General features: G+C 62.7%; 25 protein-coding genes. 15 read left to right on the top strand and 10 right to left on the bottom strand.

The genetic code is table 11. From position 1 onward, the window contains the following. The first annotated feature begins 47 nt into the window (after positions 1-47). Both PFLCHA0_RS17125 and PFLCHA0_RS17120 read left to right on the top strand, forming a co-directional pair. A complete protein-coding gene (locus PFLCHA0_RS17125) occupies positions 48-899 on the top strand; it encodes a c-type cytochrome (protein WP_373366096.1) in 852 nt (283 codons plus the stop codon). 69 nt (positions 900-968) lie between these two features. Beyond that, positions 969-1199, top strand: coding sequence for a hypothetical protein (locus tag PFLCHA0_RS17120; RefSeq protein WP_011061683.1), 231 nt, complete (start codon positions 969-971; stop codon positions 1197-1199). Positions 1200-1213: 14 nt separating this feature from the next. Here PFLCHA0_RS17120 and PFLCHA0_RS17115 read toward each other — a convergent pair whose 3' ends face one another. After that, positions 1214-1495 (bottom strand): hypothetical protein, encoded by a 282-nt coding sequence (locus PFLCHA0_RS17115; RefSeq protein ID WP_011061682.1) that lies wholly within the window; start codon positions 1493-1495, stop codon positions 1214-1216. Positions 1496-1960: 465 nt separating this feature from the next. On the opposite strand from PFLCHA0_RS17115, the gene galU reads away from it, so the two are divergent. Next, a complete protein-coding gene (galU, locus tag PFLCHA0_RS17110; protein ID WP_011061681.1) occupies positions 1961-2800 on the top strand; it encodes a UTP--glucose-1-phosphate uridylyltransferase GalU in 840 nt (279 codons plus the stop codon). Positions 2801-2930: 130 nt separating this feature from the next. Next, entirely contained in the window at positions 2931-4289 is a 1359-nt protein-coding gene (gene gorA, locus PFLCHA0_RS17105; protein WP_015635887.1) for a glutathione-disulfide reductase, read from the top strand. Here the strand turns inward: gorA and PFLCHA0_RS17100 are convergent, their stop codons facing one another. Beyond that, entirely contained in the window at positions 4290-5297 is a 1008-nt protein-coding gene (locus PFLCHA0_RS17100) for a DNA-binding protein (protein ID WP_015635886.1), read from the bottom strand. 180 nt (positions 5298-5477) lie between these two features. On the opposite strand from PFLCHA0_RS17100, the gene PFLCHA0_RS17095 reads away from it, so the two are divergent. From PFLCHA0_RS17095 to ahpF, 3 genes are all read left to right on the top strand, one after another. Beyond that, on the top strand, positions 5478-6416 hold the full coding sequence (locus PFLCHA0_RS17095) for a site-specific integrase (protein WP_011061678.1): 939 nt from the start codon (positions 5478-5480) through the stop codon (positions 6414-6416). 151 nt (positions 6417-6567) lie between these two features. Next, positions 6568-7131 (top strand): alkyl hydroperoxide reductase subunit C, encoded by a 564-nt coding sequence (ahpC, locus tag PFLCHA0_RS17090; protein WP_011061677.1) that lies wholly within the window; start codon positions 6568-6570, stop codon positions 7129-7131. 124 nt (positions 7132-7255) lie between these two features. Then, positions 7256-8821, top strand: a complete 1566-nt coding sequence (ahpF, locus tag PFLCHA0_RS17085; RefSeq protein ID WP_011061676.1) for an alkyl hydroperoxide reductase subunit F — start codon at positions 7256-7258, stop codon at positions 8819-8821. Between the two features lie 172 nt (positions 8822-8993). Here the strand turns inward: ahpF and gloA are convergent, their stop codons facing one another. Then, positions 8994-9515: a lactoylglutathione lyase gene (gene gloA / locus PFLCHA0_RS17080; protein WP_011061675.1), complete on the bottom strand. Its 522-nt coding sequence runs from the start codon at positions 9513-9515 to the stop codon at positions 8994-8996. Positions 9516-9713: 198 nt separating this feature from the next. Between gloA and PFLCHA0_RS17075 the strand changes: the two genes are divergently transcribed. Beyond that, entirely contained in the window at positions 9714-10241 is a 528-nt protein-coding gene (locus PFLCHA0_RS17075) for a DUF4946 domain-containing protein (protein WP_015635885.1), read from the top strand. Positions 10242-10471: 230 nt separating this feature from the next. Here PFLCHA0_RS17075 and PFLCHA0_RS17070 read toward each other — a convergent pair whose 3' ends face one another. From PFLCHA0_RS17070 to PFLCHA0_RS17060, 3 genes are all read right to left on the bottom strand, one after another. Then, positions 10472-10837, bottom strand: a complete 366-nt coding sequence (locus PFLCHA0_RS17070) for a histone-like nucleoid-structuring protein, MvaT/MvaU family (protein ID WP_015635884.1) — start codon at positions 10835-10837, stop codon at positions 10472-10474. 243 nt (positions 10838-11080) lie between these two features. Further along, positions 11081-12619 (bottom strand): EAL domain-containing protein, encoded by a 1539-nt coding sequence (locus PFLCHA0_RS17065; protein ID WP_015635883.1) that lies wholly within the window; start codon positions 12617-12619, stop codon positions 11081-11083. A 90-nt stretch (positions 12620-12709) separates the two neighbouring features. Next, entirely contained in the window at positions 12710-13582 is an 873-nt protein-coding gene (locus tag PFLCHA0_RS17060) for a LysR family transcriptional regulator (protein ID WP_041752301.1), read from the bottom strand. Positions 13583-13667: 85 nt separating this feature from the next. Between PFLCHA0_RS17060 and PFLCHA0_RS17055 the strand changes: the two genes are divergently transcribed. The 3 genes from PFLCHA0_RS17055 (at position 13668) to hpaR (ending at position 16503) form a co-directional block, all read left to right on the top strand. Next, positions 13668-14624 (top strand): DMT family transporter, encoded by a 957-nt coding sequence (locus PFLCHA0_RS17055; RefSeq protein ID WP_041118535.1) that lies wholly within the window; start codon positions 13668-13670, stop codon positions 14622-14624. Positions 14625-14875: 251 nt separating this feature from the next. Beyond that, on the top strand, positions 14876-15952 hold the full coding sequence (gene hppD / locus PFLCHA0_RS17050; RefSeq protein ID WP_011061669.1) for a 4-hydroxyphenylpyruvate dioxygenase: 1077 nt from the start codon (positions 14876-14878) through the stop codon (positions 15950-15952). Between the two features lie 128 nt (positions 15953-16080). Continuing rightward, positions 16081-16503: a homoprotocatechuate degradation operon regulator HpaR gene (gene hpaR, locus PFLCHA0_RS17045; protein ID WP_011061668.1), complete on the top strand. Its 423-nt coding sequence runs from the start codon at positions 16081-16083 to the stop codon at positions 16501-16503. A 48-nt stretch (positions 16504-16551) separates the two neighbouring features. On the opposite strand, the gene rarD is transcribed toward hpaR, so the two are convergent. From rarD to PFLCHA0_RS17030, 3 genes are all read right to left on the bottom strand, one after another. Continuing rightward, on the bottom strand, positions 16552-17433 hold the full coding sequence (rarD, locus tag PFLCHA0_RS17040) for an EamA family transporter RarD (RefSeq protein WP_015635880.1): 882 nt from the start codon (positions 17431-17433) through the stop codon (positions 16552-16554). 204 nt (positions 17434-17637) lie between these two features. After that, positions 17638-18651, bottom strand: a complete 1014-nt coding sequence (locus PFLCHA0_RS17035) for an aldo/keto reductase (RefSeq protein ID WP_011061666.1) — start codon at positions 18649-18651, stop codon at positions 17638-17640. Between the two features lie 227 nt (positions 18652-18878). Next, the gene (locus tag PFLCHA0_RS17030; RefSeq protein ID WP_015635879.1) at positions 18879-19778 is read right to left on the bottom strand and encodes a LysR family transcriptional regulator; all 900 of its coding nucleotides are present in this window, start codon (positions 19776-19778) and stop codon (positions 18879-18881) included. Between the two features lie 100 nt (positions 19779-19878). Here PFLCHA0_RS17030 and PFLCHA0_RS17025 point away from each other — a divergent pair, with 100 nt between their 5' ends. Continuing rightward, positions 19879-20610 carry an SDR family oxidoreductase gene (locus tag PFLCHA0_RS17025; RefSeq protein ID WP_015635878.1) on the top strand — a complete coding sequence of 244 codons (732 nt, stop codon included), beginning with the start codon at positions 19879-19881 and terminating at the stop codon, positions 20608-20610. Beyond that, on the top strand, positions 20607-21017 hold the full coding sequence (locus PFLCHA0_RS17020) for a VOC family protein (protein WP_015635877.1): 411 nt from the start codon (positions 20607-20609) through the stop codon (positions 21015-21017). Before PFLCHA0_RS17025 ends, PFLCHA0_RS17020 begins: the two co-directional genes overlap by 4 nt. A 78-nt stretch (positions 21018-21095) precedes the next feature. Here PFLCHA0_RS17020 and PFLCHA0_RS17015 read toward each other — a convergent pair whose 3' ends face one another. Then, positions 21096-22406: an MFS transporter gene (locus PFLCHA0_RS17015; RefSeq protein WP_011061662.1), complete on the bottom strand. Its 1311-nt coding sequence runs from the start codon at positions 22404-22406 to the stop codon at positions 21096-21098. 191 nt (positions 22407-22597) lie between these two features. On the opposite strand from PFLCHA0_RS17015, the gene PFLCHA0_RS17010 reads away from it, so the two are divergent. Both PFLCHA0_RS17010 and PFLCHA0_RS17005 read left to right on the top strand, forming a co-directional pair. Further along, complete coding sequence (locus PFLCHA0_RS17010) at positions 22598-23719, top strand: sugar diacid recognition domain-containing protein (RefSeq protein ID WP_011061661.1); 1122 nt, start codon at positions 22598-22600, stop codon at positions 23717-23719. Between the two features lie 308 nt (positions 23720-24027). After that, the gene (locus tag PFLCHA0_RS17005; protein ID WP_015635876.1) at positions 24028-25170 is read left to right on the top strand and encodes a glycerate kinase; all 1143 of its coding nucleotides are present in this window, start codon (positions 24028-24030) and stop codon (positions 25168-25170) included. The last annotated feature ends 3 nt before the right edge of the window (positions 25171-25173 follow it).

Raw genomic sequence — 25173 nt, 5'->3', positions numbered from 1 at the left:
CGCTGCTGAGCCTGCTCGCGATCCAGGTCCAGGCGGCCACCATCGCCATGGAGGACCAGTCGCAGATCCCGGCGCCGAGCGCTTCCGCCCATGTCGAGTACTTCAAGCCGCCGGCTGAAAGCGAGCTGCCGGACAACGCCTACGGCAAGCTGGTACGCGAAGGCTACGCCCTGTTCGTCGATACCAAGCGCCTGGCGCCGCAGTTCGTTGGCAACGGCCTCAATTGCAGCAATTGCCACCTTGATCAGGGGCGCTTGGCCAACTCGGCGCCACTGTGGGGCGCGTACCCGATGTACCCGGCCTATCGCAAGAAGAACGACAAGGTGAATACCTTTGCCGAGCGCCTGCAAGGCTGTTTTCAGTTCAGCATGAACGGTGGCAAGCCGCCGGCGGCGGACAGTCCGCAGATTACCGCGCTGTCGGTGTATGCCTACTGGCTGGCGAGCAAGGCGCCGCTGGGCGTCGAGCTGCCCGGGCGCGGGTATCCCGACGTGGCGCAGCCCGCCAAAGGCTACGACCTCAAGCAGGGTGCGGCGGTGTATCAGGCGCAGTGTGCGGTTTGCCACGGTGACAACGGCCAGGGCCAGAAGGCCGGTGCGGATTACGTGATGCCGCCACTCTGGGGCAAGGATTCCTACAACTGGGGTGCAGGAATGCACCGGATCAATACTGCGGCGTCCTTCATCAAGCACAACATGCCTCTGGGCAAGGGCGGCAGCCTGAGCGATCAGCAGGCCTGGGACGTGGCGGCGTTCGTCAACAGCCACGAGCGGCCGCAGGACCCGCGCCTGGTGGAGGGTTCCATCGAGAAGACCCGGGTCAAGTTCCACGCCAATGATGGGGTGAATTTGTACGGTCAGACGGTAGAAGGCGTGCTGATAGGCCAGGGCATCCGATAAACTAGCGCCCATTGTTGCCGGTGCCGCCCGGGCTCACGCCTGGGCGGCATCGATTTTTTGGGGGAAAGCATGAAGCGGGAAGATGTCAGGGCAAAGCATGCAGAGGGCTTGATCTCTGCCACCCACGTGATCCAGAACCCGGCCAATTCAGGGGAATGGATTGTGTTTTTCAAGAAGAGCGCCGGGCGCAGCTATTTTCTGGTGGACGACAGCGACGAGGTGGAATCTTTCTGCCGTCTCGACGACCTGATCGAAACCATTCGTGGCCTGGGCATCAAGTTCGCCGAAATTCATATGTAGAGGGCGTGCGCCTTCTACTTGCAGACCACTACCACGCTGCGGCTCTTATAGTTGCCAACATCGACGCCGAGGGTCTTGTCGCTTTCCTTGGTGGCGGGCGTGCCGACAGTGCTGACGATCCGATAGCCGGTGCCGGCGCAGGACGCCTCGGCTTTCTCGTAACAGCTGGCCCAGGAGCTGGCCTCGCCAGAGCAATCGATGCTCAGGCCTTGTTCGCCATTGGCCAGGTAGGTATTGGAGGCGGTGGCACATCCACTCAGGGCCAGTACTGCGGTGACAGTGAAAAGTCTGTTCATGGGGGATTTCGTCATCTGAGGGGGAGGGGGTGAAGTGGCCGTGCATGCCAGTGGCGATGCTATAGCTAATGGCCATTTCGGTACAGCACGTCACCTTAGTCCTCCGCGGGCCTGCAAAAGTGCCGCAGCCCCTCTGGGTGAGGGGGTTGTGGTGCCTGCGGGTGAACATCGCCAGGGCGAAAACGGTGCCATCATGGAGTCCGGATGGCCCGCCTTGGCCGTTGAGTCGAGGGTGTGCCTGGCCGATGCCTGGGGCATTCCGGCAACCCTGTGCAGGTGCCGGTTTACAAGCGCTGCGCGGTGATGGAGGTTTACCTGGCAGGCTATCTGGAGGATGCTGCGGAACTATCTGGCACTTTATTTCTCTATGATGGCAGCGGTTAGCCAGCGCGGGGCATTGTAAGGCGCTCGCGCCCTCATTAGACTGCGCCGAAACTCGTACACACAGCCTTTTTAAGGACTCATATGATCAAGAAATGCTTGTTCCCAGCAGCCGGTTACGGTACTCGCTTCCTGCCAGCGACTAAAGCCATGCCTAAAGAAATGCTGCCGGTGGTGAACAAGCCACTGATCCAGTACGGCGTTGAAGAAGCGCTGGATGCCGGATTGAATGAAATCTCCATCGTGACCGGCCGCGGCAAGCGCGCCCTCGAAGACCACTTCGACATCAGTTACGAGCTGGAAAACCAGATCAAGGGCACCGACAAGGAGAAATACCTGGTCGGTATCCGCAAGCTGCTGGACGAGTGCTCGTTCTCCTACACTCGCCAGACCGAAATGAAAGGCCTGGGCCACGCCATTCTGACTGGCCGCCCGCTGATCGGTGACGAACCCTTCGCCGTGGTACTGGCGGACGACCTGTGCGTCAACCTCGAAGGCGACGGCGTACTGACCCAGATGGTCAAGCTGTACAAGCAGTTCCGCTGCTCGATCGTGGCCATCCAGGAAGTCGATCCGCAGGAAACCAACAAGTACGGCGTGATTGCTGGCGAGATGATCCGTGACGACATCTACCGCGTTCACAGCATGGTCGAGAAGCCAAAGCCGGAAGACGCACCGTCGAACCTGGCGATCATCGGTCGTTACATCCTGACTCCGGACATCTTTGACCTGATCGAGCAGACCGAGCCGGGCAAGGGTGGCGAGATCCAGATCACCGATGCCCTGATGAAACAGGCGCAGAACGGTTGCGTGATGGCCTACAAGTTCAAGGGCAAGCGTTTCGACTGCGGTGGTGCCGAAGGCTACATCGACGCAACCAACTTCTGCTTCGAGAACTTCTACAAGACCGGCAAGGCTTACTGATAGCCGCTGCACGGGTTTTTCGGAAAAGCCACCTTCGGGTGGCTTTTTCATTTGTCGCCCTTATGTAGACCTCTGCGCTGACCCGATCGCCATCTGCGGTTATGCTTGTCAGCCTGCCTGGGAGAGTGAAATGGCCTACGATTTTGATCTTTATGTAATTGGTGCCGGTTCCGGCGGTGTGCGCTGCGCGCGATTCGCGGCGGGTTTTGGCGCGAAGGTCGCGGTCGCTGAAAGCCGCTATCTGGGCGGTACCTGTGTCAACGTCGGCTGCGTGCCGAAAAAGCTGCTGGTGTACGGCGCGCACTTCGCCGAAGACTTCGAGCAGGCCTCGGGTTTCGGCTGGTCCCTGGGTGAGGCGAATTTCGATTGGGCGACCCTGATCGCCAACAAGGATCGCGAAATCAATCGCCTCAACGGCATCTACCGCAATCTGCTGGTCAACAGCGGCGTGACACTGCATGAAGGCCACGCCAAGCTGATCGATCCGCAGCAGGTAGAGGTCAACGGCCAACGCTACAGCGCCAAGCACATCCTCATTGCCACCGGCGGCTGGCCACAGATCCCGGATATCCCGGGGCGTGAGCATGCCATCAGTTCCAACGAGGCCTTCTTCCTCAAGGAGCTGCCCAAGCGCGTGCTGGTGGTGGGCGGTGGCTACATCGCGGTGGAGTTTGCCGGGATCTTCCATGGCCTGGGCGCCGATACCCAGCTGTTGTATCGCGGTGAGCTGTTCCTGCGCGGTTTCGACGGCGCAGTGCGCAAGCACTTGCAGGAGGAACTGACCAAGCGTGGTTTGGGCCTGCAGTTCAATGCCGACATCGAGCGCATCGACAAGCTGGCCGACGGCAGTCTTGAGGTCACCCTCAAGGATGGTCGCAAGCTGGCCGCCGATTGTGTGTTCTATGCCACCGGGCGCCGGCCGATGCTGGACAACCTGGGGCTGGAGAATACCGGCGTGAAGCTCGACAAGCGCGGTTTCATCGAAGTGGACGAGCAGTATCAGAGCAGTGAGCCGTCGATCCTGGCGATTGGCGATGTCATCGGCCGCGTGCAACTGACGCCGGTGGCCCTGGCCGAGGGCATGGCCGTGGCTCGGCGCCTGTTCAAGCCCGAGCAGTACCGTCCCGTGGATTACCAGATGATTCCTACGGCGGTGTTCAGCCTGCCGAACATCGGTACCGTCGGCCTCACCGAAGAGCAGGCGCGAGAAGCGGGGCACAAGGTGCAGATCTTCGAGAGCCGCTTCCGGCCGATGAAGCTGACCCTGACCGACTGCCAGGAACGCACCCTGATGAAGCTGGTGGTGGACGCCGACAGCGACAAGGTCCTGGGGTGCCACATGGTCGGCCCGGATGCCGGTGAAATCGTCCAGGGCCTGGCAATTGCCCTGAAGGCGGGGGCGACCAAGCGCGACTTCGACGAAACCATCGGCGTGCACCCGACGGCCGCCGAAGAGTTCGTCACCATGCGTACGCCTGTCGCGGGCTGATCAAGCCTTCGCAGGTGCGTCTGGCTGGGCCTTGGTGGCAGCAGCCAGGCGCAACGCCTCCAGGCCGGCCTCGGCCTTGGTGGCGCGCAATTCCATCTCCTTGCTCGATCGAGCCTGTTTCCTGGTTTGTTCCTTGAGTGCCTGAACTTCTTCCTGGGCAACGCGCAGGCGTTCCTGGAGCAGGGTGCTTTCGCTGTCCTGGCGGGCGACCTGTTCGCTCAGGCGGGCTTGCAGCGCCGAATTCTTGCTGGCGGCATCCTGGGCTTGCTTGAGCTCTTTGTGGATGGCGCGCTGTTCGCTGAGCAGGCGCTCGTTATCGCGATGCAGTTGGGTGATCTCGTCCTGGCGTACCAGCGCGCTCTGTTGGGCCTGGCGCAGCTCCATCTGGATCTGTTGCAACTGCCCTTCGTGGCGGCGCTGCTCCTGTTCGCGCTGTTCCTTGCTAGCCGCGCGGTAGTGCTCCAGGGCGTCCCGGGCATGCAGGTGCTTTTCCTCCAGGGAGTGGATCTGCTGCTCCTTGTCCTCCAGTCGCAGCTCAAGGCCCTTGAGTGCCTGGTTGAGTTCGGCGTTGCGGGTCTGTTCGCTCTGCAGCATGGAGCGAGTGTCTTGCAGGGCGGCGCTTTCCCCGGCCAGGGCGCTGGCCTGAATCTGCAACTGCTGTTGCAACTGCTCCTGAAGCTGGTGGGCTTCGTTCAACTGGTGTTCCAGCACCTGCTTCTGTTCTTCGAAGTGGGCGAGGGCTTGCTCCAGGGGTTCCTGGGCCTGCTCCTGCAGGCGTTGCGCCAGGCGCCCGACCAGCTCGCCCAGTTCTTGGTCCAGGGGCGCAGGGCCGCTGTCACGCCGGTTGGCGCCGTCATCCAGCTCCTTGAGATAGCGGTGGATGGTGGTTTTCGAGCCGGTATTACCCATTTCGATGCGTACTGCGTCGATGCTGGGGTGTTCGCCGCGGGCAAGAATCGCCTGACGCGCTTTCTTCACCACCGCCTTGTTTATGCCTCCGCGAGCCATGCATCCTCCGACGATTTAATACTGTGTTACGTGGTATGTAATTACATGGAATTGTACAGAAGATGTGAAATTATCAAAAGCCTGAAACTGACATGGGATATTATGGTATTACCCCGTGTGATAGGCGCTGAGGGCGGTTTTCGCCAGCCATCGCCGTACATTTGCCTGAGTTGAGCTGCCATGAGCGAGCTGGATCGTTATCTGCAAGCCGCCACCCGCGACAACACCCGTCGCAGCTATCGGGCGGCCATCGAGCATTTCGAAGTGCAGTGGGGCGGTTTCCTTCCGGCTACGGCCGAAAGCGTGGCCCGCTACCTGGCCGCCTATGCCGGTGAGCTGTCGATCAATACCCTGCGGTTGCGCCTGTCGGCCCTGGCCCAGTGGCACAGCAGCCAGGGCTTTGCCGACCCGACCAAGGCACCGGTGGTGCGCCAGGTGTTCAAGGGCATCCGTGCGCTGCACCCGGTACAGGAAAAACAGGCGCAACCCTTGGAGCTGCAGCACCTGGAACAGGTCGTCGCCTGGCTAGATGAGGAGGTGGCGAGTGCCGCAGCTGAACAGCGCCAGGGGGATCTGTTACGTGCCCGGCGTGATCGGGCGCTGATCTTGCTGGGCTTCTGGCGCGGCTTTCGCAGTGATGAGCTGTGCCGCTTGCAGATCGAGCATGTGCAAGCGGTGGCCGGGTCGGGCATCAGCCTCTACCTGCCCCGCAGCAAGAGTGACCGTGACAACCTTGGGCGGACCTTTCACACCCCGGCCTTGCTGCGCCTGTGCCCGGTGCAGGCCTATATCGAGTGGATCAACAGCGCGGCGCTGGTGCGCGGGCCGGTGTTTCGCGGCATCAACCGCTGGGGGCGCCTGAGCGAGCAGGGGTTGCATGCCAATAGCGTGATCGCGTTGCTGCGCCAAGCCCTGGAGCGTGCCGGTATCGCTGGCGAACACTACACCAGCCATTCCCTGCGCCGGGGCTTCGCCACCTGGGCGCACCGCAGCGGTTGGGATCTGAAATCACTGATGAGCTATGTCGGCTGGAAGGACATGCAGTCCGCCATGCGCTACGTCGAGGCCAACCCGTTCATGGGCATGGCGCGCATCGGCGAGAAGCCGGTACAGCAGTAGATTAAGGTTTCTTCTATTAATACTGTTGGCTGATAGTCAAAACCAATCGGCAGCATCAGGTTTGCCAATGAGCCAAGGGGCGATTCATTGGTTAGGATTCTCCCCATCAAGTTTTCACCCAATGTTCTCAACCACTGATGGAGAGTCAACGATGCCTATCATCAACAGCCAAGTTAAACCCTTCAAAGCTACCGCATTCAAAAACGGCGCATTCGTCGAAGTGTCGGACGCCGATCTGAAAGGCAAATGGTCTGTCGTGTTCTTCTACCCGGCTGACTTCACCTTCGTGTGCCCAACCGAGCTGGAAGACCTGGCCGACAACTACGCCGAATTCCAGAAGCTGGGCGTCGAGATCTACAGCGTTTCCACCGACACCCACTTCGCCCACGCTGCCTGGCACAACACTTCGCCAGCCATCGGCAAGATCCAGTACACCATGATCGGCGACCCGACCCTGGCCATCTCCCGCAACTTCGATGTGCTGATCGAAGAAGCCGGTCTGGCTGACCGCGGCACCTTCGTGATCAACCCTGAAGGGCAGATCAAGATCGTTGAAATCAACGACGGCGGTGTAGGCCGTGACGCTTCCGAGCTGCTGCGCAAGATCAAGGCCGCTCAGTACGTCGCTGCTCACCCAGGCGAAGTCTGCCCAGCCAAGTGGAAAGAAGGCGAGGCCACCCTGGCTCCGTCCCTGGACCTGGTCGGCAAGATCTAAGTCCATGCATTACCCAAGGGCGGTGATCCGCACTTAAGTCAGCTGCACCGCCCTCAAACAACGCCCGGGCGAGATTCGCTCGGGCGTTGTTTTTTCTACCGAATCAAAACAGGAGATCGCCCGTATGTTGGACGCCAATCTTAAAGCTCAGTTGAAGTCTTACCTGGAACGGGTCACCCAGCCGATCGAGATCGTAGCCTCCCTCGACGACGGTGCGAAATCCCAGGAAATGCTCGCGTTACTCAAAGACATTGTCAGTCTTTCCAATCAGATTACCTTGCTCGATAACGGCAGCGACGCGCGCAAGCCTTCGTTCTCGTTGAATCGCCCGGGAAGTGATATCAGCCTGCGTTTCGCCGGTATTCCCATGGGCCACGAATTCACCTCCCTGGTGTTGGCCTTGCTGCAAGTGGGTGGTCATCCATCCAAGGCCAGTGCCGAGGTGATCGAGCAGATCCGCTCGCTCAAGGGCGAGTTCAATTTCGAAACCTACTTCTCGCTGTCCTGCCAGAACTGCCCGGACGTGGTCCAGGCGCTGAACCTGATGGCGGTGCTCAACCCCAACATACGTCACGTGGCCATCGATGGCGCGCTGTTCCAGGCCGAAGTCGATGAACGAAAGGTCATGGCGGTGCCCAGTGTCTACCTCAATGGCGTGAACTTCGGCCAGGGGCGCATGGGGCTGGAGGAAATCCTCGCCAAGCTCGACACCGGTGCGGTGGAGAAGCAGGCGCAGAAACTCAACGCCAAGGAAGCCTTCGACGTGCTGGTGGTCGGCGGTGGTCCAGCGGGTGCTTCGGCAGCCATCTACGCCGCTCGCAAAGGCATCCGTACCGGTGTGGCTGCCGAGCGTTTCGGTGGCCAGGTGCTGGACACCATGGCGATCGAGAACTTCATCTCGGTGCAGGCAACTGAAGGGCCGAAGCTGGCCGCCGCCCTGGAAGAGCACGTCAAGCAGTACGACGTGGACATCATGAACCTGCAGCGGGCCAGTGCCCTGGTGCCGGCCAAGGAAGTCGGCGGCTTGCACGAGATCCAGTTCGAAAGCGGCGCCAGCCTCAAGGCCAAGTCGGTGATCCTGGCTACCGGTGCCCGCTGGCGCGAGATGGGCGTGCCGGGTGAGCAGGAATACAAGGCCAAGGGCGTGTGCTTCTGCCCGCACTGCGACGGCCCGCTGTTCAAGGGCAAGCGTGTGGCGGTGATTGGCGGCGGCAACTCCGGTGTCGAAGCGGCCATCGACCTGGCGGGTATCGTCAGCCACGTGACCCTGCTGGAGTTCGACAGCAAGCTGCGGGCGGATGCGGTGTTGCAGCGCAAGCTCTTCAGCCTGCCCAACGTCAAAGTCATCACCAGCGCCTTGACCAGCGAAGTGAAGGGTGACGGCCAGAAGGTCACCGGCCTGGCCTACAAGGACCGTGATTCGGGCGAGTTCCACACGGTGGACCTGGAAGGCATCTTTGTGCAGATCGGCCTGTTGCCCAACACAGATTGGCTCAAGGGCACCGTCGAGCTGTCGCCTCGTGGCGAGATCATCGTCGATGCCCGCGGCGAGACTTCGCTGCCTGGGGTATTTGCTGCAGGTGACGTCACCACGGTGCCCTACAAGCAGATCGTGATAGCCGTGGGCGAGGGCGCCAAGGCTTCCCTCAGTGCATTCGATCACTTGATCCGTACCTCAGCACCGGCTTGATCGGTCGCTTAGAAAAACAAAACCCCATGAGCCTGGCTCATGGGGTTTTTTATTGCTGTGCCGGCAGGCACCGGCTTGTCGCTGAAGTGGCCGCTGGGTCTTGCGCCGCCCTTGAGAGCGGGAGTGCTGACAATCCAGCTTCTACACAGGCCGGCTTCGCACCTGCATAGGTTTATAGCGGTGCTGGCTGGATGATCTCGACCCAGTAGCCGTCCGGGTCCTTGATGAAGGCCAGGCTTTTCATCCGGCCATCGTTCAGGCGCTTCTGGAAATCGCAGCCCAGGGCTTCGAAGCGCTCGCAGGCGGCGACGATGTCCGGTACCGAGATACAGATGTGGCCGAAGCCGCGCGGGTCGCTGTTGCCGTTGTGGTAGGCGAAGGCTGGATCGTTCTCGGTGCCGTGGTTGTGGGTCAGTTCGAGAATGCCGGGAATCGACTTCATCCACTCGGTTCGTGCGCCAGCGTCTGCCGGGATCTGTGCCTTGTCCACCAGGGCCAGGAAGTACAGGCTGAACTCGGCTTCAGGGAAGTCGCGTTTTTCCACCAGGGAAAAGCCCAGGACCCGGGTGTAGAAGTCCAGGGAGCGAGTGATGTCCTTGACGCGCAACATGGTGTGGTTGAACACGAAACGGGCAGTGGCCGCATCCGGTTGGGCGGTCACGCCGGGAAAGGTATTGAGTTCGTTGAGGCTCATGGGCCCTCCAGAAGAAAGTGCGGCCAAGACTGCTTGCCGGGGCAAGCAGCCTTGGCTGGCAATGGTTCGGACATCCTTGGGATCGGGCAATGATACGCAAGTGGGTCGGCTGGCGCCAAACCCAAAGCTCCTGATCTATTGCCCATTCCTGGCGCCGGGCTCAGACTTCCAGGCCCCTTTACCTCAGTGTGCAAACGCATGATCGAGTCTTTTAAGTTCCGCGCCGCAGCTCTGTTGCTACTGGCGCTGGCCGGTGTTGCAGAGGCCGAGCCGCAAGTGACCTGGCCCCAGGGCTGGACGGTGGAACCGCTGCCGGCCCAAGAAGGCGAAGAGGCCGCCAAGGTGTCCCGGCAGAGAGCGGTCAAGAGCGATACCGCTGGCAATCCACTCATGGTCATGGAGTTGACCATGACTCAGGTGGACAGTGGGCATGTAGTCAATCTGCAGGGGGTATTGCTGGAGATGCGCAAGTCGGTGCAAAAGGACTTTGCCCAGGGCGGTTATCAGAGTGTCTGTAACAAGATTCATGCCGCGCAGTTGAGTCGTCTCGAGGCGCTGGAGACTACTTGCACCATTACCCAGAATGGCCGGCATGTGCTCTCGCAAACATTGGTGGCGGCACTGAATGGGGATAAGGCTTATGTACTTTCATACGCTGGCCAGGCTGCGGCTTTTGCCGAGAGCCAGGATGAAATACTCGCTGTACGAAACGGCCTTAAACTTTAAGGAAAAATCTGAACCAATCGGTTCGCTTTCTGCGGGTTACCCATTCGTTAGCGAAAAGGCATTAAGCCTGAAGTTGCTTGGGAATCAGACGTTATTGCACGATGTATCAGCTAGGGAGAGGGGTGGGATCTCGCTCGGCTCTTCCCTTAGATGCAAGTCGTAATAAGAATTTTCTTATTCAATGTAAAAGGCCCTACATATGCAGGGCCTTTTTCGGGGTGCGGCTTTGTTCAAGCGCGCAGCCAGGAATCCACAGTGGCGGCACCGTACTGTTCTTTCCAGGCCTTCAGGCCGCGGTGATTGCCGCCTTTGGTTTCGATCAGTTCGCCGGTGTGCGGGTTCTGGTAGACCTTGACCACGCGGGCACGGCGCTGCTTGGGGGCGTTGGCCTGTGGCAGGCCGGCCTTGCCCTGGTTGGGATCAAGGATGGCGATGATGTCACGCAGGCTCTTGTCGTAGGACTTCATCAGGGCCTGGAGTTTTTCTTCGAACTCGATTTCCTTCTTGAGTCCGGCGTCGTTTTTCAGGGATTCAAGCTGCGCGAGCTGTTCTTGAAGTGCTTTTTCTGCAGCACGAAACTCAGCAAGTCTGGACAATATCTTCACTCCAATAGTCTATTTGGCTGATACAAACCACAAACAAAGCTATAAGCCATGAGCCGATTAAGGCTTGATTAAGTGGCCTACCTGTGAATCTTGTACAGGCGGGAAAAATTGTAGTAGTTAATGCATCAAGAGTAAATCAGGTTGTTCTTGTCAAATGCGAAATTAACCAATTGATTCAAATTGGTGCGAGCCCCGAGTTGTTAGATCCAGCACTTTTTGTTCGGGTATGGCTATTTAATGGCGCGCCAGGGCTGCAACAAATTCGGCACTGGGCATGGGCCGTCCGAATAAATAACCTTGCAGGAAATCCACCCCTTTAGCTGCTAGATAATCCCGTTGTTCTGCAGTTTCAATACCTTCGGCGACAATGCCCAGATCGAGTTTGGCCGAGAGTTCGATAATGCTGTCGAGTATATGCAGGGACAGTGCGTCGGCACCGATCATGGCGACGAAACTCTGATCGATCTTCAAGTAATCCACATTGAACTGGCGCAGATAACCCAGGCTGGAATGCCCGGTACCGAAGTCGTCGATGGCGATCATCACACCCAGTTCGTGCAGGGCGGCAAACAGCTGGTGGGTGGTGGTCGTGGGCTCGATCAGTTCGCGTTCGGTCAACTCCAGCACCAGGATCACCTTGCCTGGGGGGAAGCCGGCGAGGAACTCCCGGCAGTCCTCCAGCAACTGCAGGTCGTGGCAATGGCTGGCGGTGATGTTGATACCTATATGGAAACCGTCGGTAAAGTGCGCGGCATGGGGCGCCAGGGCTTGTTGGGTCTGCTGCATCAGCGAGCGGGTCATGGGCACGATCAGCCCCGAATGCTCGGCGAAGGGGATGAACAGGTCCGGGCGCACCAGCCCCTCTTTCGGATGCTGCCAGCGCATCAGGACTTCGATGCCGGCCCACGCCAGGGTGTCCCCGCGCACCACCGGCTGAAAGTACGGAATGAACTCGTGGGCCCCCAGTGCCCGTTGCAGCTCGTGGGAGGGGGAGGCGGAGCGCTTTTGCAGCCAGTGGGCAAGTACGCCCGCCGCCGCGCCGAAAAACACCAGCAGGCTGAACAGCGCCGGGTACTGGCTCTTCATGTAGTTCCACACGTCGCCCTCGGGAAACCCCGAGCTGACGCTGTAGGGATAGCGCGATGAGCTCAGTTGCTGGCTGGCCACGGCCGCCAGTGGCGGGTTGCCCTCGTGGACACGGCCGTCGCTGGACAGCCAATGCCCGCCAACCTGCAATTGCAGGTCGGCGAAGCGGCTGATCAGGCGCAGGGCATTGGTCAGGTGATAGCCGTCGATGGTGGCCAGGGCGGCGCGATCGCCCTCGCTCCAGCGATAGACCAGCAGGGCCGTGTCGGGGGTGACAGGGTTGCCGCTCATCAGCCAGAGGCGGCCGTCCACGTAGTCCAGGGGGTTGAGCGGGGCTGCGAAACTGCCGAGCAGGGAGCTGCAATAGTTGTTGTTGCGCCACACCAGGTTGGTCGAGCGCACGAACGGCCGGCGGGTGACCTGTTCGCGCAGGGCCAGTTGCCGGACTTCATCACAATCGCGGCCCACCTGGGGCAGCAGCGCCCTGGCGGCGATGTCGGTGTTATCGAGCATCAGGTCGAACTGGCGGATGGCCTCTTCGGCGGTTTCCAGGCTGCTGTGCATCAGTGTTCGTTCGGCCTGGGCGTAGAGGATGAGGGCGCCGAGCCCGATGGGAAGAAGCATGGCCAGCAATGTCCAGAAGGTACGGGTAGAGCGCTTCAATGGACCTTTGGCGGTCAGGGGCATGGATCGGACCTGTGGGCGGGCGAGGGGGAGGATGGCACCGGGGGGGCATGGCCCCTGCGGCTGTCTTGATCATCGCAGGATAGCCGGCTTTTACCGGCGATACAGGCGCTGCGCGTGCTGGATGAAGGCCAGGGCCGCCGGCGACGCCTGGCGTCGGTCGAGCACCGCGATCCCCACTTGGCGGCGCACGGCAGGCTCCAGGGGGCGGCTGGTGTAGCGCGGGTCCGCGGCCTGGGGAAGGGACAACTCGGCAACGATGCTCAAGGCATCGCCGCGGGCCACGGTTTCCAGGGTGCTCAGCAGTTGGGTGCTGCGGTAGCGGATATTGGGCCGTAGGCCGGCACCGATGAACAGGCGTGACACCAGCTCCGCCGAGCCGGCTTCGGTGAGCACGAAGGGGTCATGGCACAGTTGGTCCAGGCGCAGTTGCGCTTCACTGGCCAGGGCGTGGCTGGCTGGAATCAATGCCAGCAACTGGTCCTCGACCACAGGCACGGTGTCGAAGCGCTCCTGGGGCAACACCACGAAGCCCAGGTCCACCCGTCGTTCTTCCAGCCATTGCAGGACCTGGCGATCGGGGCCTTCGTCGATATGCACTTCGATGTCCGGATATTCGCGGCGGTAGTCGTGAAGAATCCGGGGCAGGAGGCGGATCGACGAGGTGGGGCCGAACGAGCCGATGCGCAAGGTGCCGCGCTTCATGCCCCGGGCATCCGCGGCTTCCTGGGCCAGGGTCGCCGCCAGGCCGAGCATGGCCCGGGCGCGCAGCAGCAACTGGGTGCCGATGTCGGTGAGTTCGACCTGGGCCTGGTGCCGGCGAAACAGGTCCACCTGCAGCTCCTGCTCCAGTGACTTGATGGCATGGGACACCGCCGACTGGGTGATGCCCAGGCGCATGGCGGCGCTGGTAAAGCCCTGGAGTTCGGCCACCAGGGAAAAGATCTCCAGCTGGGTCAGGGTCATGAGTAAAAGCTCATTTTACGATGATCGGGCATTAGACAAAAAATGGTCGTGCAGTACAAATCCATTGCCTCAGAGCGTCTTGACCATGAGTGAAAGCAATATCAGCGGCCCCCTGGCGGGCGAATACCGGGACCTGGCGGTGTATGGCCGCCTTGCGACAGTCACCATGATCTGGGGCGGCACCTTCGTTGCCGGGCGCTACCTGGCCGGCGGGCTCTCGCCCTTGCTGGCCGCCAGCCTGCGGTTCCTGCTGGCCAGCCTGGCCTTGCTCGGCTTCATGGCCGTGGCGCGTATTCCCCTGGTGCGGCCCAGCCTCAGGCAGTTCGGCCAACTGGCACTATTGGGGTTCTTCGGGATCTTCTTCTACAACCTGTGTTTCTTCCTCGGCCTGGAGCAGGTCAAGGCTTCTCGGGCATCGTTGATCGTGGCCCTGAACCCGGCAGTGATTGCCCTGGCGTCCTGGGCGCTATTCAAGGAGCGCCTGGGCCGGCGCAAGCTGTTGGGCATTGCCCTGTGCCTCTGTGGCGCGGCCCTGGTGATCTGCAGCCGTGACCCTTCGGCCCTGGCGGCGCAGGCCGGGAGCTGGCAAGGCGACCTGCTGATTCTTGGCTGCGTGCTGGGCTGGGGCGTGTACTCGCTGTTCTCCAGGGGGCTGAACCACAGCCTGGGCTCATTGCAAACCGTGACCTGCTCGATCCTCCTGGGCACCCTGATGCTCTGCGCCGCCACCCTGATCCGTGGCGAGTTCGACCTGCAGGCGGTGGCTCGCCTGAACCTGGCCCAGGGCTTGAGCCTGCTGTACCTGGGCGTGCTGGGTTCGGCGCTGGCCTATATCTGGTATTACGACGGCTTGCGGCGGATCGGTGCCACCCGTTGCGGTGTATTCATCGCCCTCAATCCGCTGACGGCGGTGATCCTCGGCGCGCTCTTGCTGGGAGAACAGTTGAGCCCGGTGATGGGGGTGGGCGGGGCGCTGATTCTCGGCGGTATCTACCAGTGCAACAAACCCCTTGCGGGCGGGGCAAAAAAGGCGATTTTATAGAGAATGCGGACAAAGGCTTTTACGCTGTGTAGAATCCGGTTACGCATACAATAATAAAGTCTTCTGGCAGCAGAAGCCTCGCCCCCCAGCCTGTAAGACAGGGTCGAAATGAAGATTCTCGGGTTTCAACTGATCTATGGTGACTTCCTCGCCCGCAGCGTGCGCGGTATCTCCTGTGCGCCACCGTCCCTCCTCAGCATTGCTAGCAACTAACGATCCGTTAATTCTAAAAATATGATGAGGCGCCAACCATGGCAGATATCTTCGAAAACCCAATGGGCCTGATGGGCTTTGAATTCATCGAATTCGCATCGCCTACCCCCAACACCCTCGAACCGATCTTCGAGATCATGGGTTTCACTAAAGTCGCGACCCATCGTTCAAAAGACGTGCATCTGTATCGCCAGGGTGCGATCAACCTGATCCTCAACAACGAACCCCATAGCGTCGCTTCCTACTTCGCGGCCGAGCACGGCCCGTCGGTGTGCGGCATGGCGTTCCGGGTCAAGGATTCGCAAAAGGCCTACAACCGCGCCCTGGAACTGGGCGCCCAGCCGATTCACATTGAAACCGGCCCGATGGAACTGAACCTGCCGGCGATCAAGGGCATTGGCGGCGCGCCGCTGTACCTGATCGACCGTTTCGGCGAGGGCAGCTCGATCTACGACATCGACTTCGTGTTCCTCGAAGGCGTGGACCGCAACCCCAAGGGCGCGGGCCTGAAGATCATCGACCACCTGACCCACAACGTGTACCGCGGGCGCATGGCCTACTGGGCCGGCTTCTACGAGAAGCTGTTCAACTTCCGCGAGATCCGCTACTTCGACATCAAGGGCGAGTACACCGGCCTGACTTCCAAGGCCATGACCGCTCCGGATGGCATGATCCGCATCCCGCTGAACGAGGAATCGTCCAAGGGCGCCGGGCAGATCGAGGAGTTCCTGATGCAGTTCAATGGCGAGGGCATCCAGCACGTGGCCTTCCTCACCGACGACCTGGTCAAGACCTGGGACGCCCTGAAGAAGATCGGTATGCGCTTCATGACCGCGCCACCGGACACCTACTACGAAATGCTTGAAGGGCGCCTGCCGAATCACGGCGAGCCGGTCAACGAGCTGCAATCGCGGGGCATCCTGCTGGACGGTTCTTCGGAAGCCGGCGACAAGCGCCTGCTGCTGCAGATCTTCTCGGAAACCCTGATGGGCCCGGTGTTCTTCGAATTCATCCAGCGCAAGGGCGACGATGGCTTCGGCGAGGGCAACTTCAAGGCACTGTTCGAATCGATCGAACGCGACCAGGTGCGTCGTGGCGTACTCGCCACCGAGTAAGCCCCGGCACGCTTGAGTCCAAGGCCCGATCAGGAGGTTTCTGGTCGGGCTTTATTTTGCCTGTCGGTTGGCGATTGTGAATGTGTTAATGTTTCGCCCCCGATTCCCAGCCCCTGACCGATGCCTCGATGAACACACCCAGACCTTCCCTGACCTTGACCCTGCTGCAGGCCCGTGAGGCCGCCATGGCGTTTTTCCGTCCCTCGCTGAACCAGCACGACCTGACCGAACAGCAATGGCGGGTGATCCGCATCCTGCGCCAGAACGGCGAGCTGGAGAGCCATCAGCTGGCGAAGATGGCCTGCATCCTGCCGCCGAGCATGACCGGCGTGCTGACCCGCCTGGAGCGCGACCAGTACGTCAGCCGGCGCAAGTCTCCGGAAGACCAGCGCCGCCTGTTCATCACCCTGACCGACAAGGGCCAGGCCTGTTTCGAATCCATGAGCGGCGACATGGAAATCAACTACCAGAAGATCCAGCAGCAGTTCGGCGAAGACAAGATGCAAGCCTTGCTGGCCCTGCTCAACGAACTGAAGCAGATCAAGCCCTGAGCCCGTACTGCAGGCCTTGATGCACGCGAGATACCTCCGCAGCCGGGCTCAGCCCCGGCGCTGGCGCAGCAGATGGCGCACGCCTTCGAGCACCAGGACCAGCACCGCCAGCCAGATCGGCACGTAGGTCAGCCATTCCCCGGCCTTGATGCTTTCCCCCAGCAGCAGCGCCACCAACAGCAGCAGTACCGGTTCCACATAGCTGAGCAGGCCGAACAGGCTGAAGGCCAGCAAGCGGCTGGCAATGATGTAGCACACCAGCGCCGAGGCACTGATCACCCCCAGCACGGGAATCAGCAGGTACAGCCAGGGTTGGGCCGCGACCACGGCAATGCCCTGTTCGCCGCTCTGCACCACCCACAGCGCCACCGGCATTAGCAGGGCCATGTCCACCCACAGGCCGCCCAGGTGGTCGGTGCCCAGGCGCTTGCGCAAGACGAAATACAGCGGGTAGCCCAGGGCCACCACCAGGGTCGCCCAGGAAAAACTGCCCACCTGGTACAGCTCGTTGAGCACGCCGATGCAGGCCAGCACCGCTGCCAGCTTCTGCAGCCGCGACAGACGTTCGCCATAGACGATGCGCCCGGTCAGGACCATGGTCAGCGGCAGCAGGAAATAGCCCTGGGATACATCCAGGCTGTGGCCGTTGAGCGGTGCCCACATGAACAGCCAGAGCTGCACCCCGACCAGCGCCGACGACAGCAGCAGCGCCGGGCCCAGCACGGGCTTGCTGCGCACCCGTCGCAGCACTTCGTCGACCCGGTGCCATTCACCGGCCAGCAGCATGAACAGGGTCATGCAGGGCAGGGTCAGCAACATTCGCCAGCCGAAGATCTCCACCCCGGTCAGGGGCGCCAGCAGCGAGGTGTAGAAATACATGACGGCAAACAGCACCGACGCCAGAACCGATAACGCAATACCTTTAGACACGCAGTCCTCGTAGAACCCGAACGCTCGGGATGCACAAAAAGAAGGGGAGAGTGGAGCGAGGGGGAATATAGAGGGTTTGCCCCGGGATTTTTGCTCTGTTTGCGACACCCCGGCGGGAAAATTTCTCGTTTGTGGCGCGGCCCGGCCTTCCAGGGAAAGGCCGGACTGCGATGGCCGCTGGGTTTGCGCGGCCAGGGGCCGTGTTTAGCCCAGATGCGCAAAACGTCCGGAGACAAAATGGCCGACATCATTGAAACCGGGTGTCGAGGCGTGCCCCGGGGTCACCAGCGCGTCGATGAAGGCTTCGTCCTCAGGGCTGATCTTCACCTCCAGGGCCCGGGTGTAGGCGTCCCACTGGGCTTCAGTGCGCGGGCCGACAATGGCCGAGCTCACCGCCTGGTTGTTCAGTACCCAGGCAATGGCGAACTCGACGATCCCGGCCCCGCGCTCCTGGGCGTATTCCTGGATCTGCTGGGCGATGCGCAGGGATTCGACCCGCCATTCGGTCTCCAGGATGCGCTTGTCCTGGCGCCCGGCGCGGCTGGCGGCGTCCGGGGTGACGTCCGGCGCATACTTGCCGCTGAGCACACCACGGGCCAGGGGGCTGTAGGGCACCACGCCCAGGCCATAGGCGCGGGCGGCGGTGATCTGCTCGCCCTCGGCCTGGCGGTTGACGATGTTGTACAGCGGCTGGCTGATCACCGGGCGGTCCACCCCCAACTGGTCGGCGACTCGAATCGCCTCGGCAATCCGCCAGCCCCGATAATTGGACAGGCCCCAGTAGCGGATCTTGCCCTGGCGCAACAGGTCGCCGATGGCCGAGATGCTCACTTCCAGAGGTGTGTTGTGGTCTTCGCGGTGCAGGTAGTAGATGTCCAGGTAATCGGTGCCCAGGCGGGTCAGGCTGGCCTCGATGCCGTTGAAGATGTGCTTGCGGCTCAGGCCGCTGCGGTTGGGCACGCCGTCCACCGGACCGAAGCCGACCTTGGACGCCAGCACCCACTCATGGCGGTGGCTGGCAATGGCTTCGCCGACGATCTCCTCGGAGCGGCCCTGGGTATAGACGTCGGCGGTGTCGATGAAGTTGATCCCCTGGTCCCAGGCCTTGTCGATGATACGCAGCGAGTCTTCGGTACTGGTCTGCTCGCCGAACATCATGGTGCCCAGGGTCAGGCTGGAAACCTTGAGACCGGAATGGCCGAGGATGCGATAGCTCATGGGCGGAATCCTTGTGCTAGAGGGCTGGCCAGGGCATTTCCGGCCATTGGGGCGACCATCAAATACCACAACCCCGGGCCTCTGCAATGCCTGAATGGCGCCTCCTTGCCGGCATAGGTGCCCGTGAGGTCGCCTTCGCTGGCAAGCCAGCTCCTGCAAGGAGGTTCCGTAGGAGCCGGCTTGCCGGCGAACCGCGCAGCGGCCAACCGCCCCGGGGCCGCACCGGGTCAGGGACACAGCGCCCGGCAGCGTTGCAACACAAAGCTGTGCAGCAGGCGCACCCGCTGGGAAACCTGCAGGCGATGGGGGCACAGCAAGTTGAAGGGGGCCGGTTCCCCTTGCCAGTCGCCGAGCAGCGGCACCAGGCGCCCGGCGCGGATGTCCTCGGCCACATCCAGCCGGGCCTTGTAGACAATGCCGTGGCCGGCCAGGGCCCAGCGCCGGGCCACCTCACCGTCGTCGCACAGGTAATCGCCACGCACCAGGACTTCGCGGGTTTCGCTGTCGCGGCTGAAACGCCAGCGGTCATAGGGCTGGCCATTGCGCAGGTACAGCAGGGCGCTGTGCCCGGCCAGCGCCTCGGGGTTTTGCGGCACCCCGCAACGGGCCAGGTAGGCCGGGCTGGCGCAGGCGATGCGCCGGTGCCCGGGGAGAATCGGCAAGGCCACCAGGCTGGAATCCTCGGGCACGCCAAAGCGCAGGGCCACATCCACAGCGTCGCGGAACAGGTCGGCGTGGCGATCATCGAGCCGCAGTTGCAGGCGCAGTTGCGGGTGCTCGGCCTTGAATTCATCGAGCCAGGGAAGCAGGGCATTGCGCCCGAAGTCCGAGGGCGCCGACAACTGCAGCACCCCGGCCAGGCCCTGGCTCTGCTGCTTGAGCGCCAGCTCGCCGTCCTCCAGGGTGGCCAGGGCCAGGCGCACGCTTTCCAGGTAGCGGCGGCCTTCCTCGGTGAGCCTCATGCTGCGGGTGGAACGCGCCAGCAGACGGCTGCCGAGGCGGGTTTCCAGGCGCTTGAGGGCGATGCTGGCGGCTGCGGCGGTCAGGCCCAGGGAGCGGGCCGCGGCGGAAATGCTCCCGGCATCGGCGGTGCGTACGAAGATTTCCAGGTCCAGTATCGAGCTCATTAATAAAAATCCTTTAAAGATCTTTGCGTTTTAGCTGGATTTTTCCTCGATTGGCAAGCTGGGAAGATGCAATCACTTTCAATCGCAGCAGGTGATCGCAATGACTCTTTCCAACTCAAGCCTGGCCCGGCAAACCTTGGTGGTGATTGGCGCCGGCAGCGGCATCGGCGCTGCGGTGACGCGCCAGGCCGCGGCCCGAGGTGCTCGGGTGGTACTGGCGGGGCGCAGCCTCGAGGCCTTGCAGCGCCAGCAGGCACAGCTGCCGGAATCGGCCTGCAGCATCGCCGTGGACATTACCGATACCGCCAGTCTCCAGGCCTTGTTCGCCAGGGTGGGGGCCTTCGATCACCTGGTGATCAGCGCCGGTCCGGCCATTGCCGCCAAGCCCCTGGCCGACACCGATCTGCTGGATGCCCAGCGGGCTTTTGAGGTGAAGTTCTGGGGCGTGTGGCGCGCGGTCCAGGCGGCGCTGCCGACACTCGCGCCGCAAGGCAGCATCAGCCTGACCTCGGGCCTGCTGTCGCGCAAAATGGTCCCCGGGCAAGTGCTCAAGACCACCCTCAACGCCGCCCTCGAAGCCCTGGGCAAGCACCTGGCCAAGGAGCTGGCGCCACGCCGGGTGAATGTCATCAGCCCCGGGGTCACCGCCACCGAAGCCTATGCCGGGATGCCCGAGGACGCCCGCGAAGCCATGTTCGCCCGCACCGGTGCCAACCTGCCGGTGGGCCGCGTCGGCCAGCCGGATGAGGTGGCGGCGGCCTTTATCCTGGCCATGGAGAACGGCTTTATCAGCGGGAGCCTGATCGATGTCGATGGTGGAGGCTTGCTATGAACTGGCGCTTCGATCACCTGGCGTTCAACTGCGCCGAGGGCGAGGCGTTGCAGCAGGCCTTCGCCGATCTGCTGGGCCTGCAAACGGGCCGGCGGCCGCCGTTTCCCTTTCCCGGGCGCTGGTTGTACCAGGGCGAGGCGGCGCTGGTGCACGTCATCGAACAGGCCCATTGCCCTGAGCCGCAACTGAGCCACATCGCCTTCAGTACCCAGGAGGCAGCCGAAGCCGTGTTGCGCCGGGTGCAGGCCAGTGGCCTGGAGCATCAAGTGGCGCAGGTGCCGGAAGACGGCATCTGGCAGATCTTCGTCCGCTTGCCCGGCGGCCTGGTGCTGGAGTTGGATGCTCCGGCGATGGGGGCGTTGAGCATCAATCACGACTACGCCCGACAAGGTGGGGCACCGGCCTGAGCCCAGCCATGAAAAAGCCCGTTGGAGCCGAGGTTCGAACGGGCTTTTGTCGTGGCCGGGGCCGTGTAGTGCCGCGGCTTAGCGGTTCAGGGTGCGGGTCATGCGCAGCGCCAGCAGGCTGCCGGCAACAATCACCCCGGCCAGCAGGTACAGCGCGGCGTCGGTGGAACCGGTGCTGTCCTTGACCCAGCCGACGATATAGGGGCTGAGGAAACCGGCCATCTGGCCCATGGAGTTGATCAGCGCCAGGCCACCGGCAGCTGCACCGGCGCTGAGCAGGGCAGTGGGCACCGGCCAGAACATCGGCAGGCCGGTGAGGGCACCCATGGTGGCGAGGGTCAGGCCGAGAATGGCGATGGCCGGGTTGGCGGCGAAGTTAACCGCGATCAGCAGCCCCACGGCGCCCATCAACATCGGCACTACAAGGTGCCAGCGGCGCTCCTTGCGCAGGTCCGCCGAGCGCCCCACCAGCAGCATGAACACCGCCGCCAGCAGGTAGGGAATGGCGCTCAGCCAGCCGATCACCAGATTGTCGGCAAACCCCAGGTTCTTGATGATCGACGGCAGCCAGAAGTTGATCGCGTAGACCCCGCTCTGGATGCAGAAGTAGATCAGGCCGAAGGCCCAGATCGCCGGGTTCTTGAACACCGCGGCCAGGGAGTCGCTGGCGGTCTTGGGCTGGTTGGCGAGGTCGCTGGCCTGGTCGGCCTCCAGCACTGCGCGTTCAGTCGGGGTCAGCCACTTGGCATGGGCGAAGCTGTCGCTGAGCAGGAAGAACGCCAGGGCGCCGAGGATCACGGTAGGAATGCCCTGCAGCAGGAACATCCACTGCCAGCCGGCGAGGCCGCCCTGGCCGGCGGCGAAGTGGTTGAGGATCCAGCCGGAAAACGGGCTGCCCAGCAGGCCGGACACCGGGATCGCCGACATGAACAGGGCCATGATCCGGCCACGGCGGAAGGTCGGGAACCACTGCGAGAGGTACAGCACCACGCCGGGGAAGAAGCCGGCTTCGGCGGCCCCGGTGAACAGGCGCAGGGTGTAGAACTGGGTCGGCGTGGTGACGAACAGCAGGCAGGTGGACAAGGTGCCCCAGGTGATCATCATCAGCGCGATCCAGCGCCGCGGGCCGAACCGGTTCAGTGCCAGGTTGCTCGGCACGCCGCACAGCACGTAGCCGATGAAGAAAATCCCGGCACCCAGGCCGTAGACCGTTTCGCTGAATTTCAGGGCATCGAGCATCTGCAACTTGGCGAAGCCAACGTTGACCCGGTCCAGGTAGTTGAACAGGTAGCAGACGAAGATGAAGGGGATCAGGCGCAGGGTGATGCGCTTGTAGACGGCGTTCTTGTCGTCAGCCTGGGCCAGTGGGGCAGCGGCGCTCTGTGACATGGTGTGTCTCTCTTTATTATGATTTTTTGCGGTGCAAGGGTAACGTTGACCGCCCTGAGAGTCTCGGTCACCGGCGCGGGCCTGTCTTTGTGCCGGCGCACAGCGATTGGCCCCGGGCCCTGTGCCACTGAACAACGCCGCGTACCCCGCGGCCCGTCCCCGCAGCTGTAGCCGTCAAGGATCATCCCCCCATGTTCGAACTGGATCATGACCTGGCGCAGGATATCGTCGACCGCACGATGGCGATCCTGCCCTACAACGTCAACGTCATGGACAGCCAGGGCCTGATCCTTGGCAGCGGCGAGCCGGAGCGTATCAACACCCGGCACGAAGGCGCGCAACTGGTGCTGGCCAACGGCCGGGTGGTGGAGATCGACGAACCCACCGCGCGCCAGCTCAAGGGCGTGCAGCCGGGCATCAACCTGCCGTTGCTGCATGACCAGCGGCTGATCGGGGTGCTGGGCATTACCGGCGACCCGGCGCAGTTGCGCACCTATGCCGAACTGGTGCGCATGACCGCCGAGATGCTGGTGGGCCAGCGCCACCAGCAGGCCGAGCAGCAATGGCGGCGCCAGCGCTGCGACGACCTGCTGGCCCTGCTGCTGAGCGACGGCGGCGACTCACCACGGCTGGTGGATGAAGCCCAGCAGATGGGCCTCAAGCCACAGCTGGCGCGTACGCCCTATCTGTTCGAACTGGCCCAGGAACCGGCCTCGGGGCAGGGCGTGGATAGCCTCAGCAGTTGGTTGCTGAGCCGCTATCCGGACAGCTGGTGCGTCAGCTCGTCGAAGAGTTCCCTGCTCTGGTGCCGCCCGGCGAGCCTGAGCCTGGACAACCCGCGGCTGCTGGAAAAGCTCGACGGCCAGGGCTGGAACATCCTGCGGGTGGCGGTGGGCGGGCAGGCCGAGGGCCTGGCCGGATTGCGCCGCTGCTACCGCCGGGTCGGCGACCTGCTGGCCTACGGCCGGGATATCCTGCCGGACGCGCGATTGCTCACCCTCAACCGCTACCGGCTGCCGGTGATGCTCTGGCGCCACCGCAACGATGACGCCCTGGACGAACTGCTGACGCCGTTGCGCAAGGTCCTGGCCAAGGACAGCAACGGCCAGTTGCTGGCGACCCTGCGCAGCTGGTGCGACCACGACGGCCAGAGCCAGGCCTGCGCCGATGCCCTGGGCATCCACCGCAACAGCCTGCGCTACCGCATGGAACGGATAGCCGAGCTCAGCGGCGTCGACCCCTTGCGCCTGGACGGCATGCTGGCTCTTTATCTTGGCGTACAGCTGCTGCCCCACCGCAGCGAGCCGGCCTGATTTATCGCGCCGATCTCCACCATCGCCTATCCCGATCCAACAGGGGGGGTAGCCGCTGCCGAGCCTTGGCGAGGCTGCGAAAAGGCCCGCAGGGCCTTGCTTGGCAATCTCCAGCCAAACCTGTATCGCTTCCAAGACCTTCGCGAGCGCTACGTGCCCGTTCGCAGCCTGCGGCAGCGGTTTCAACGCTAGGCGAGGTTGCGCGGTTGTAGCAATGAACAATAAAGCGCCCTCGGACTTGTGCAGTGGCCCGGGGTCAGCGCCTGCGCCAGATGGCAGCATGGCGGCACAAGAACCGGAGAAAACCCATGAAGATCATCATCGCCCCCGACTCGTTCAAGGACAGCCTGAGTGCCGAAGGCGTGGCCCAGGCCATTGCCCAGGGGCTGGCTGATGTGTGGCCCGACGCCGAGCTGTGCCAATGCCCCATGGCCGACGGTGGCGAAGGGACGGTGGAATCGATTCTCGCCGCCTGTGACGGGCAACTGCGCAGCAATCGGGTCCAGGGGCCGCTGGGAGCGATCGTGGAGGCGCGCTGGGGCTGGCTGCCCCAGAGCCACACGGCAATCATCGAAATGGCCGAGGCCAGTGGCCTGCAACTGCTGGCGCTGGAGCAGCGCGATGCGTGCAACAGCAGCACCTTCGGCACCGGGGAGCTGATCCAGGCCGCTCTGGAGGCCGGTGCCCGGCGCATCATCCTGGCCATCGGCGGCAGCGCCACCAACGACGGCGGCGCGGGGGCCCTGCAGGCGCTGGGGGTCAAGCTGCTGGACCGCCAGGACCGGATACTGCCTCGCGGCGGCCTGGCCCTGGCCGACCTCGCCCACATCGAGCTGGATGCCATGGACCCGCGCCTGGCCCAGGTGCGCTTCGACATCGCCGCCGACGTCAACAACCCGCTGTGCGGCGAGCACGGCGCTTCAGCCATCTTCGGCCCGCAGAAAGGCGCCTCGGCGCAGCAGGTGCAGCAACTGGACCAGGCCCTGGGACACTTCGCCGACCTGTGCGCCCAGGTACTGCCCAAGGATGTGCGTGATGAACCCGGCAGCGGCGCGGCCGGTGGCCTGGGGTTTGCCGCCAAGGCGTTTCTCGGCGCGCAATTTCGTCCCGGGGTGGAAGTGGTGGCGGAACTGGTGGGCCTGGAACAGGCCGTGCGCGGTGCAGATCTGGTGATCACCGGTGAAGGTCGCTTCGACGCCCAGACCTTGCGCGGCAAGACCCCCTTTGGCGTGGCGCGCATCGCCCGTGAGCAGGGGGTTCCGGTGATTGTTATTGCCGGCACCCTGGGCGAGGGTTACCAGCAGATGTACGCCCACGGCGTGGATGCGGCCTTCGCCCTGACCTCAGGCCCCATGAGCCTGGAACAGGCCTGCCGCGAAGCTCCGCGCCTGCTGCGCGAACGCGCCGCCGACATCGCCCGCCTCTGGCGCCTGGCCCGCAACGCCGTGTAGGAG

Source organism: Pseudomonas protegens CHA0 (genome assembly GCF_000397205.1).
GTDB classification, from domain to species: Bacteria; Pseudomonadota; Gammaproteobacteria; order Pseudomonadales; family Pseudomonadaceae; genus Aquipseudomonas; species Aquipseudomonas protegens.
Note: the sequence above shows the minus strand (reverse complement) of the source record. Positions and strands in the feature narration are given on the sequence as shown.

Excerpts from the sequence above, each read along its gene's own strand:
- ahpF (WP_011061676.1), top strand. The coding sequence starts at position 7,256 with ATGTTGGACGCCAATCTTAAAGCTCAGTTGAAGTCTTACCTGGAACGG.
- galU (WP_011061681.1), top strand. The coding sequence starts at position 1,961 with ATGATCAAGAAATGCTTGTTCCCAGCAGCCGGTTACGGTACTCGCTTC.
- ahpC (WP_011061677.1), top strand. The coding sequence starts at position 6,568 with ATGCCTATCATCAACAGCCAAGTTAAACCCTTCAAAGCTACCGCATTC.
- PFLCHA0_RS17065 (WP_015635883.1), bottom strand. The coding sequence starts at position 12,619 with ATGCCCCTGACCGCCAAAGGTCCATTGAAGCGCTCTACCCGTACCTTC.
- PFLCHA0_RS17095 (WP_011061678.1), top strand. The coding sequence starts at position 5,478 with ATGAGCGAGCTGGATCGTTATCTGCAAGCCGCCACCCGCGACAACACC.
- PFLCHA0_RS17030 (WP_015635879.1), bottom strand. The coding sequence starts at position 19,778 with ATGAGCTCGATACTGGACCTGGAAATCTTCGTACGCACCGCCGATGCC.
- PFLCHA0_RS17015 (WP_011061662.1), bottom strand. The coding sequence starts at position 22,406 with ATGTCACAGAGCGCCGCTGCCCCACTGGCCCAGGCTGACGACAAGAAC.
- PFLCHA0_RS17120 (WP_011061683.1), top strand. The coding sequence starts at position 969 with ATGAAGCGGGAAGATGTCAGGGCAAAGCATGCAGAGGGCTTGATCTCT.
- PFLCHA0_RS17010 (WP_011061661.1), top strand. The coding sequence starts at position 22,598 with ATGTTCGAACTGGATCATGACCTGGCGCAGGATATCGTCGACCGCACG.
- PFLCHA0_RS17055 (WP_041118535.1), top strand. The coding sequence starts at position 13,668 with ATGAGTGAAAGCAATATCAGCGGCCCCCTGGCGGGCGAATACCGGGAC.
- hpaR (WP_011061668.1), top strand. The coding sequence starts at position 16,081 with ATGAACACACCCAGACCTTCCCTGACCTTGACCCTGCTGCAGGCCCGT.
- PFLCHA0_RS17100 (WP_015635886.1), bottom strand. The coding sequence starts at position 5,297 with ATGGCTCGCGGAGGCATAAACAAGGCGGTGGTGAAGAAAGCGCGTCAG.
- PFLCHA0_RS17075 (WP_015635885.1), top strand. The coding sequence starts at position 9,714 with ATGATCGAGTCTTTTAAGTTCCGCGCCGCAGCTCTGTTGCTACTGGCG.
- PFLCHA0_RS17115 (WP_011061682.1), bottom strand. The coding sequence starts at position 1,495 with ATGAACAGACTTTTCACTGTCACCGCAGTACTGGCCCTGAGTGGATGT.
- hppD (WP_011061669.1), top strand. The coding sequence starts at position 14,876 with ATGGCAGATATCTTCGAAAACCCAATGGGCCTGATGGGCTTTGAATTC.
- gorA (WP_015635887.1), top strand. The coding sequence starts at position 2,931 with ATGGCCTACGATTTTGATCTTTATGTAATTGGTGCCGGTTCCGGCGGT.
- PFLCHA0_RS17035 (WP_011061666.1), bottom strand. The coding sequence starts at position 18,651 with ATGAGCTATCGCATCCTCGGCCATTCCGGTCTCAAGGTTTCCAGCCTG.
- PFLCHA0_RS17005 (WP_015635876.1), top strand. The coding sequence starts at position 24,028 with ATGAAGATCATCATCGCCCCCGACTCGTTCAAGGACAGCCTGAGTGCC.
- PFLCHA0_RS17060 (WP_041752301.1), bottom strand. The coding sequence starts at position 13,582 with ATGACCCTGACCCAGCTGGAGATCTTTTCCCTGGTGGCCGAACTCCAG.
- PFLCHA0_RS17025 (WP_015635878.1), top strand. The coding sequence starts at position 19,879 with ATGACTCTTTCCAACTCAAGCCTGGCCCGGCAAACCTTGGTGGTGATT.
- gloA (WP_011061675.1), bottom strand. The coding sequence starts at position 9,515 with ATGAGCCTCAACGAACTCAATACCTTTCCCGGCGTGACCGCCCAACCG.
- PFLCHA0_RS17125 (WP_373366096.1), top strand. The coding sequence starts at position 48 with ATGGAGGACCAGTCGCAGATCCCGGCGCCGAGCGCTTCCGCCCATGTC.
- PFLCHA0_RS17020 (WP_015635877.1), top strand. The coding sequence starts at position 20,607 with ATGAACTGGCGCTTCGATCACCTGGCGTTCAACTGCGCCGAGGGCGAG.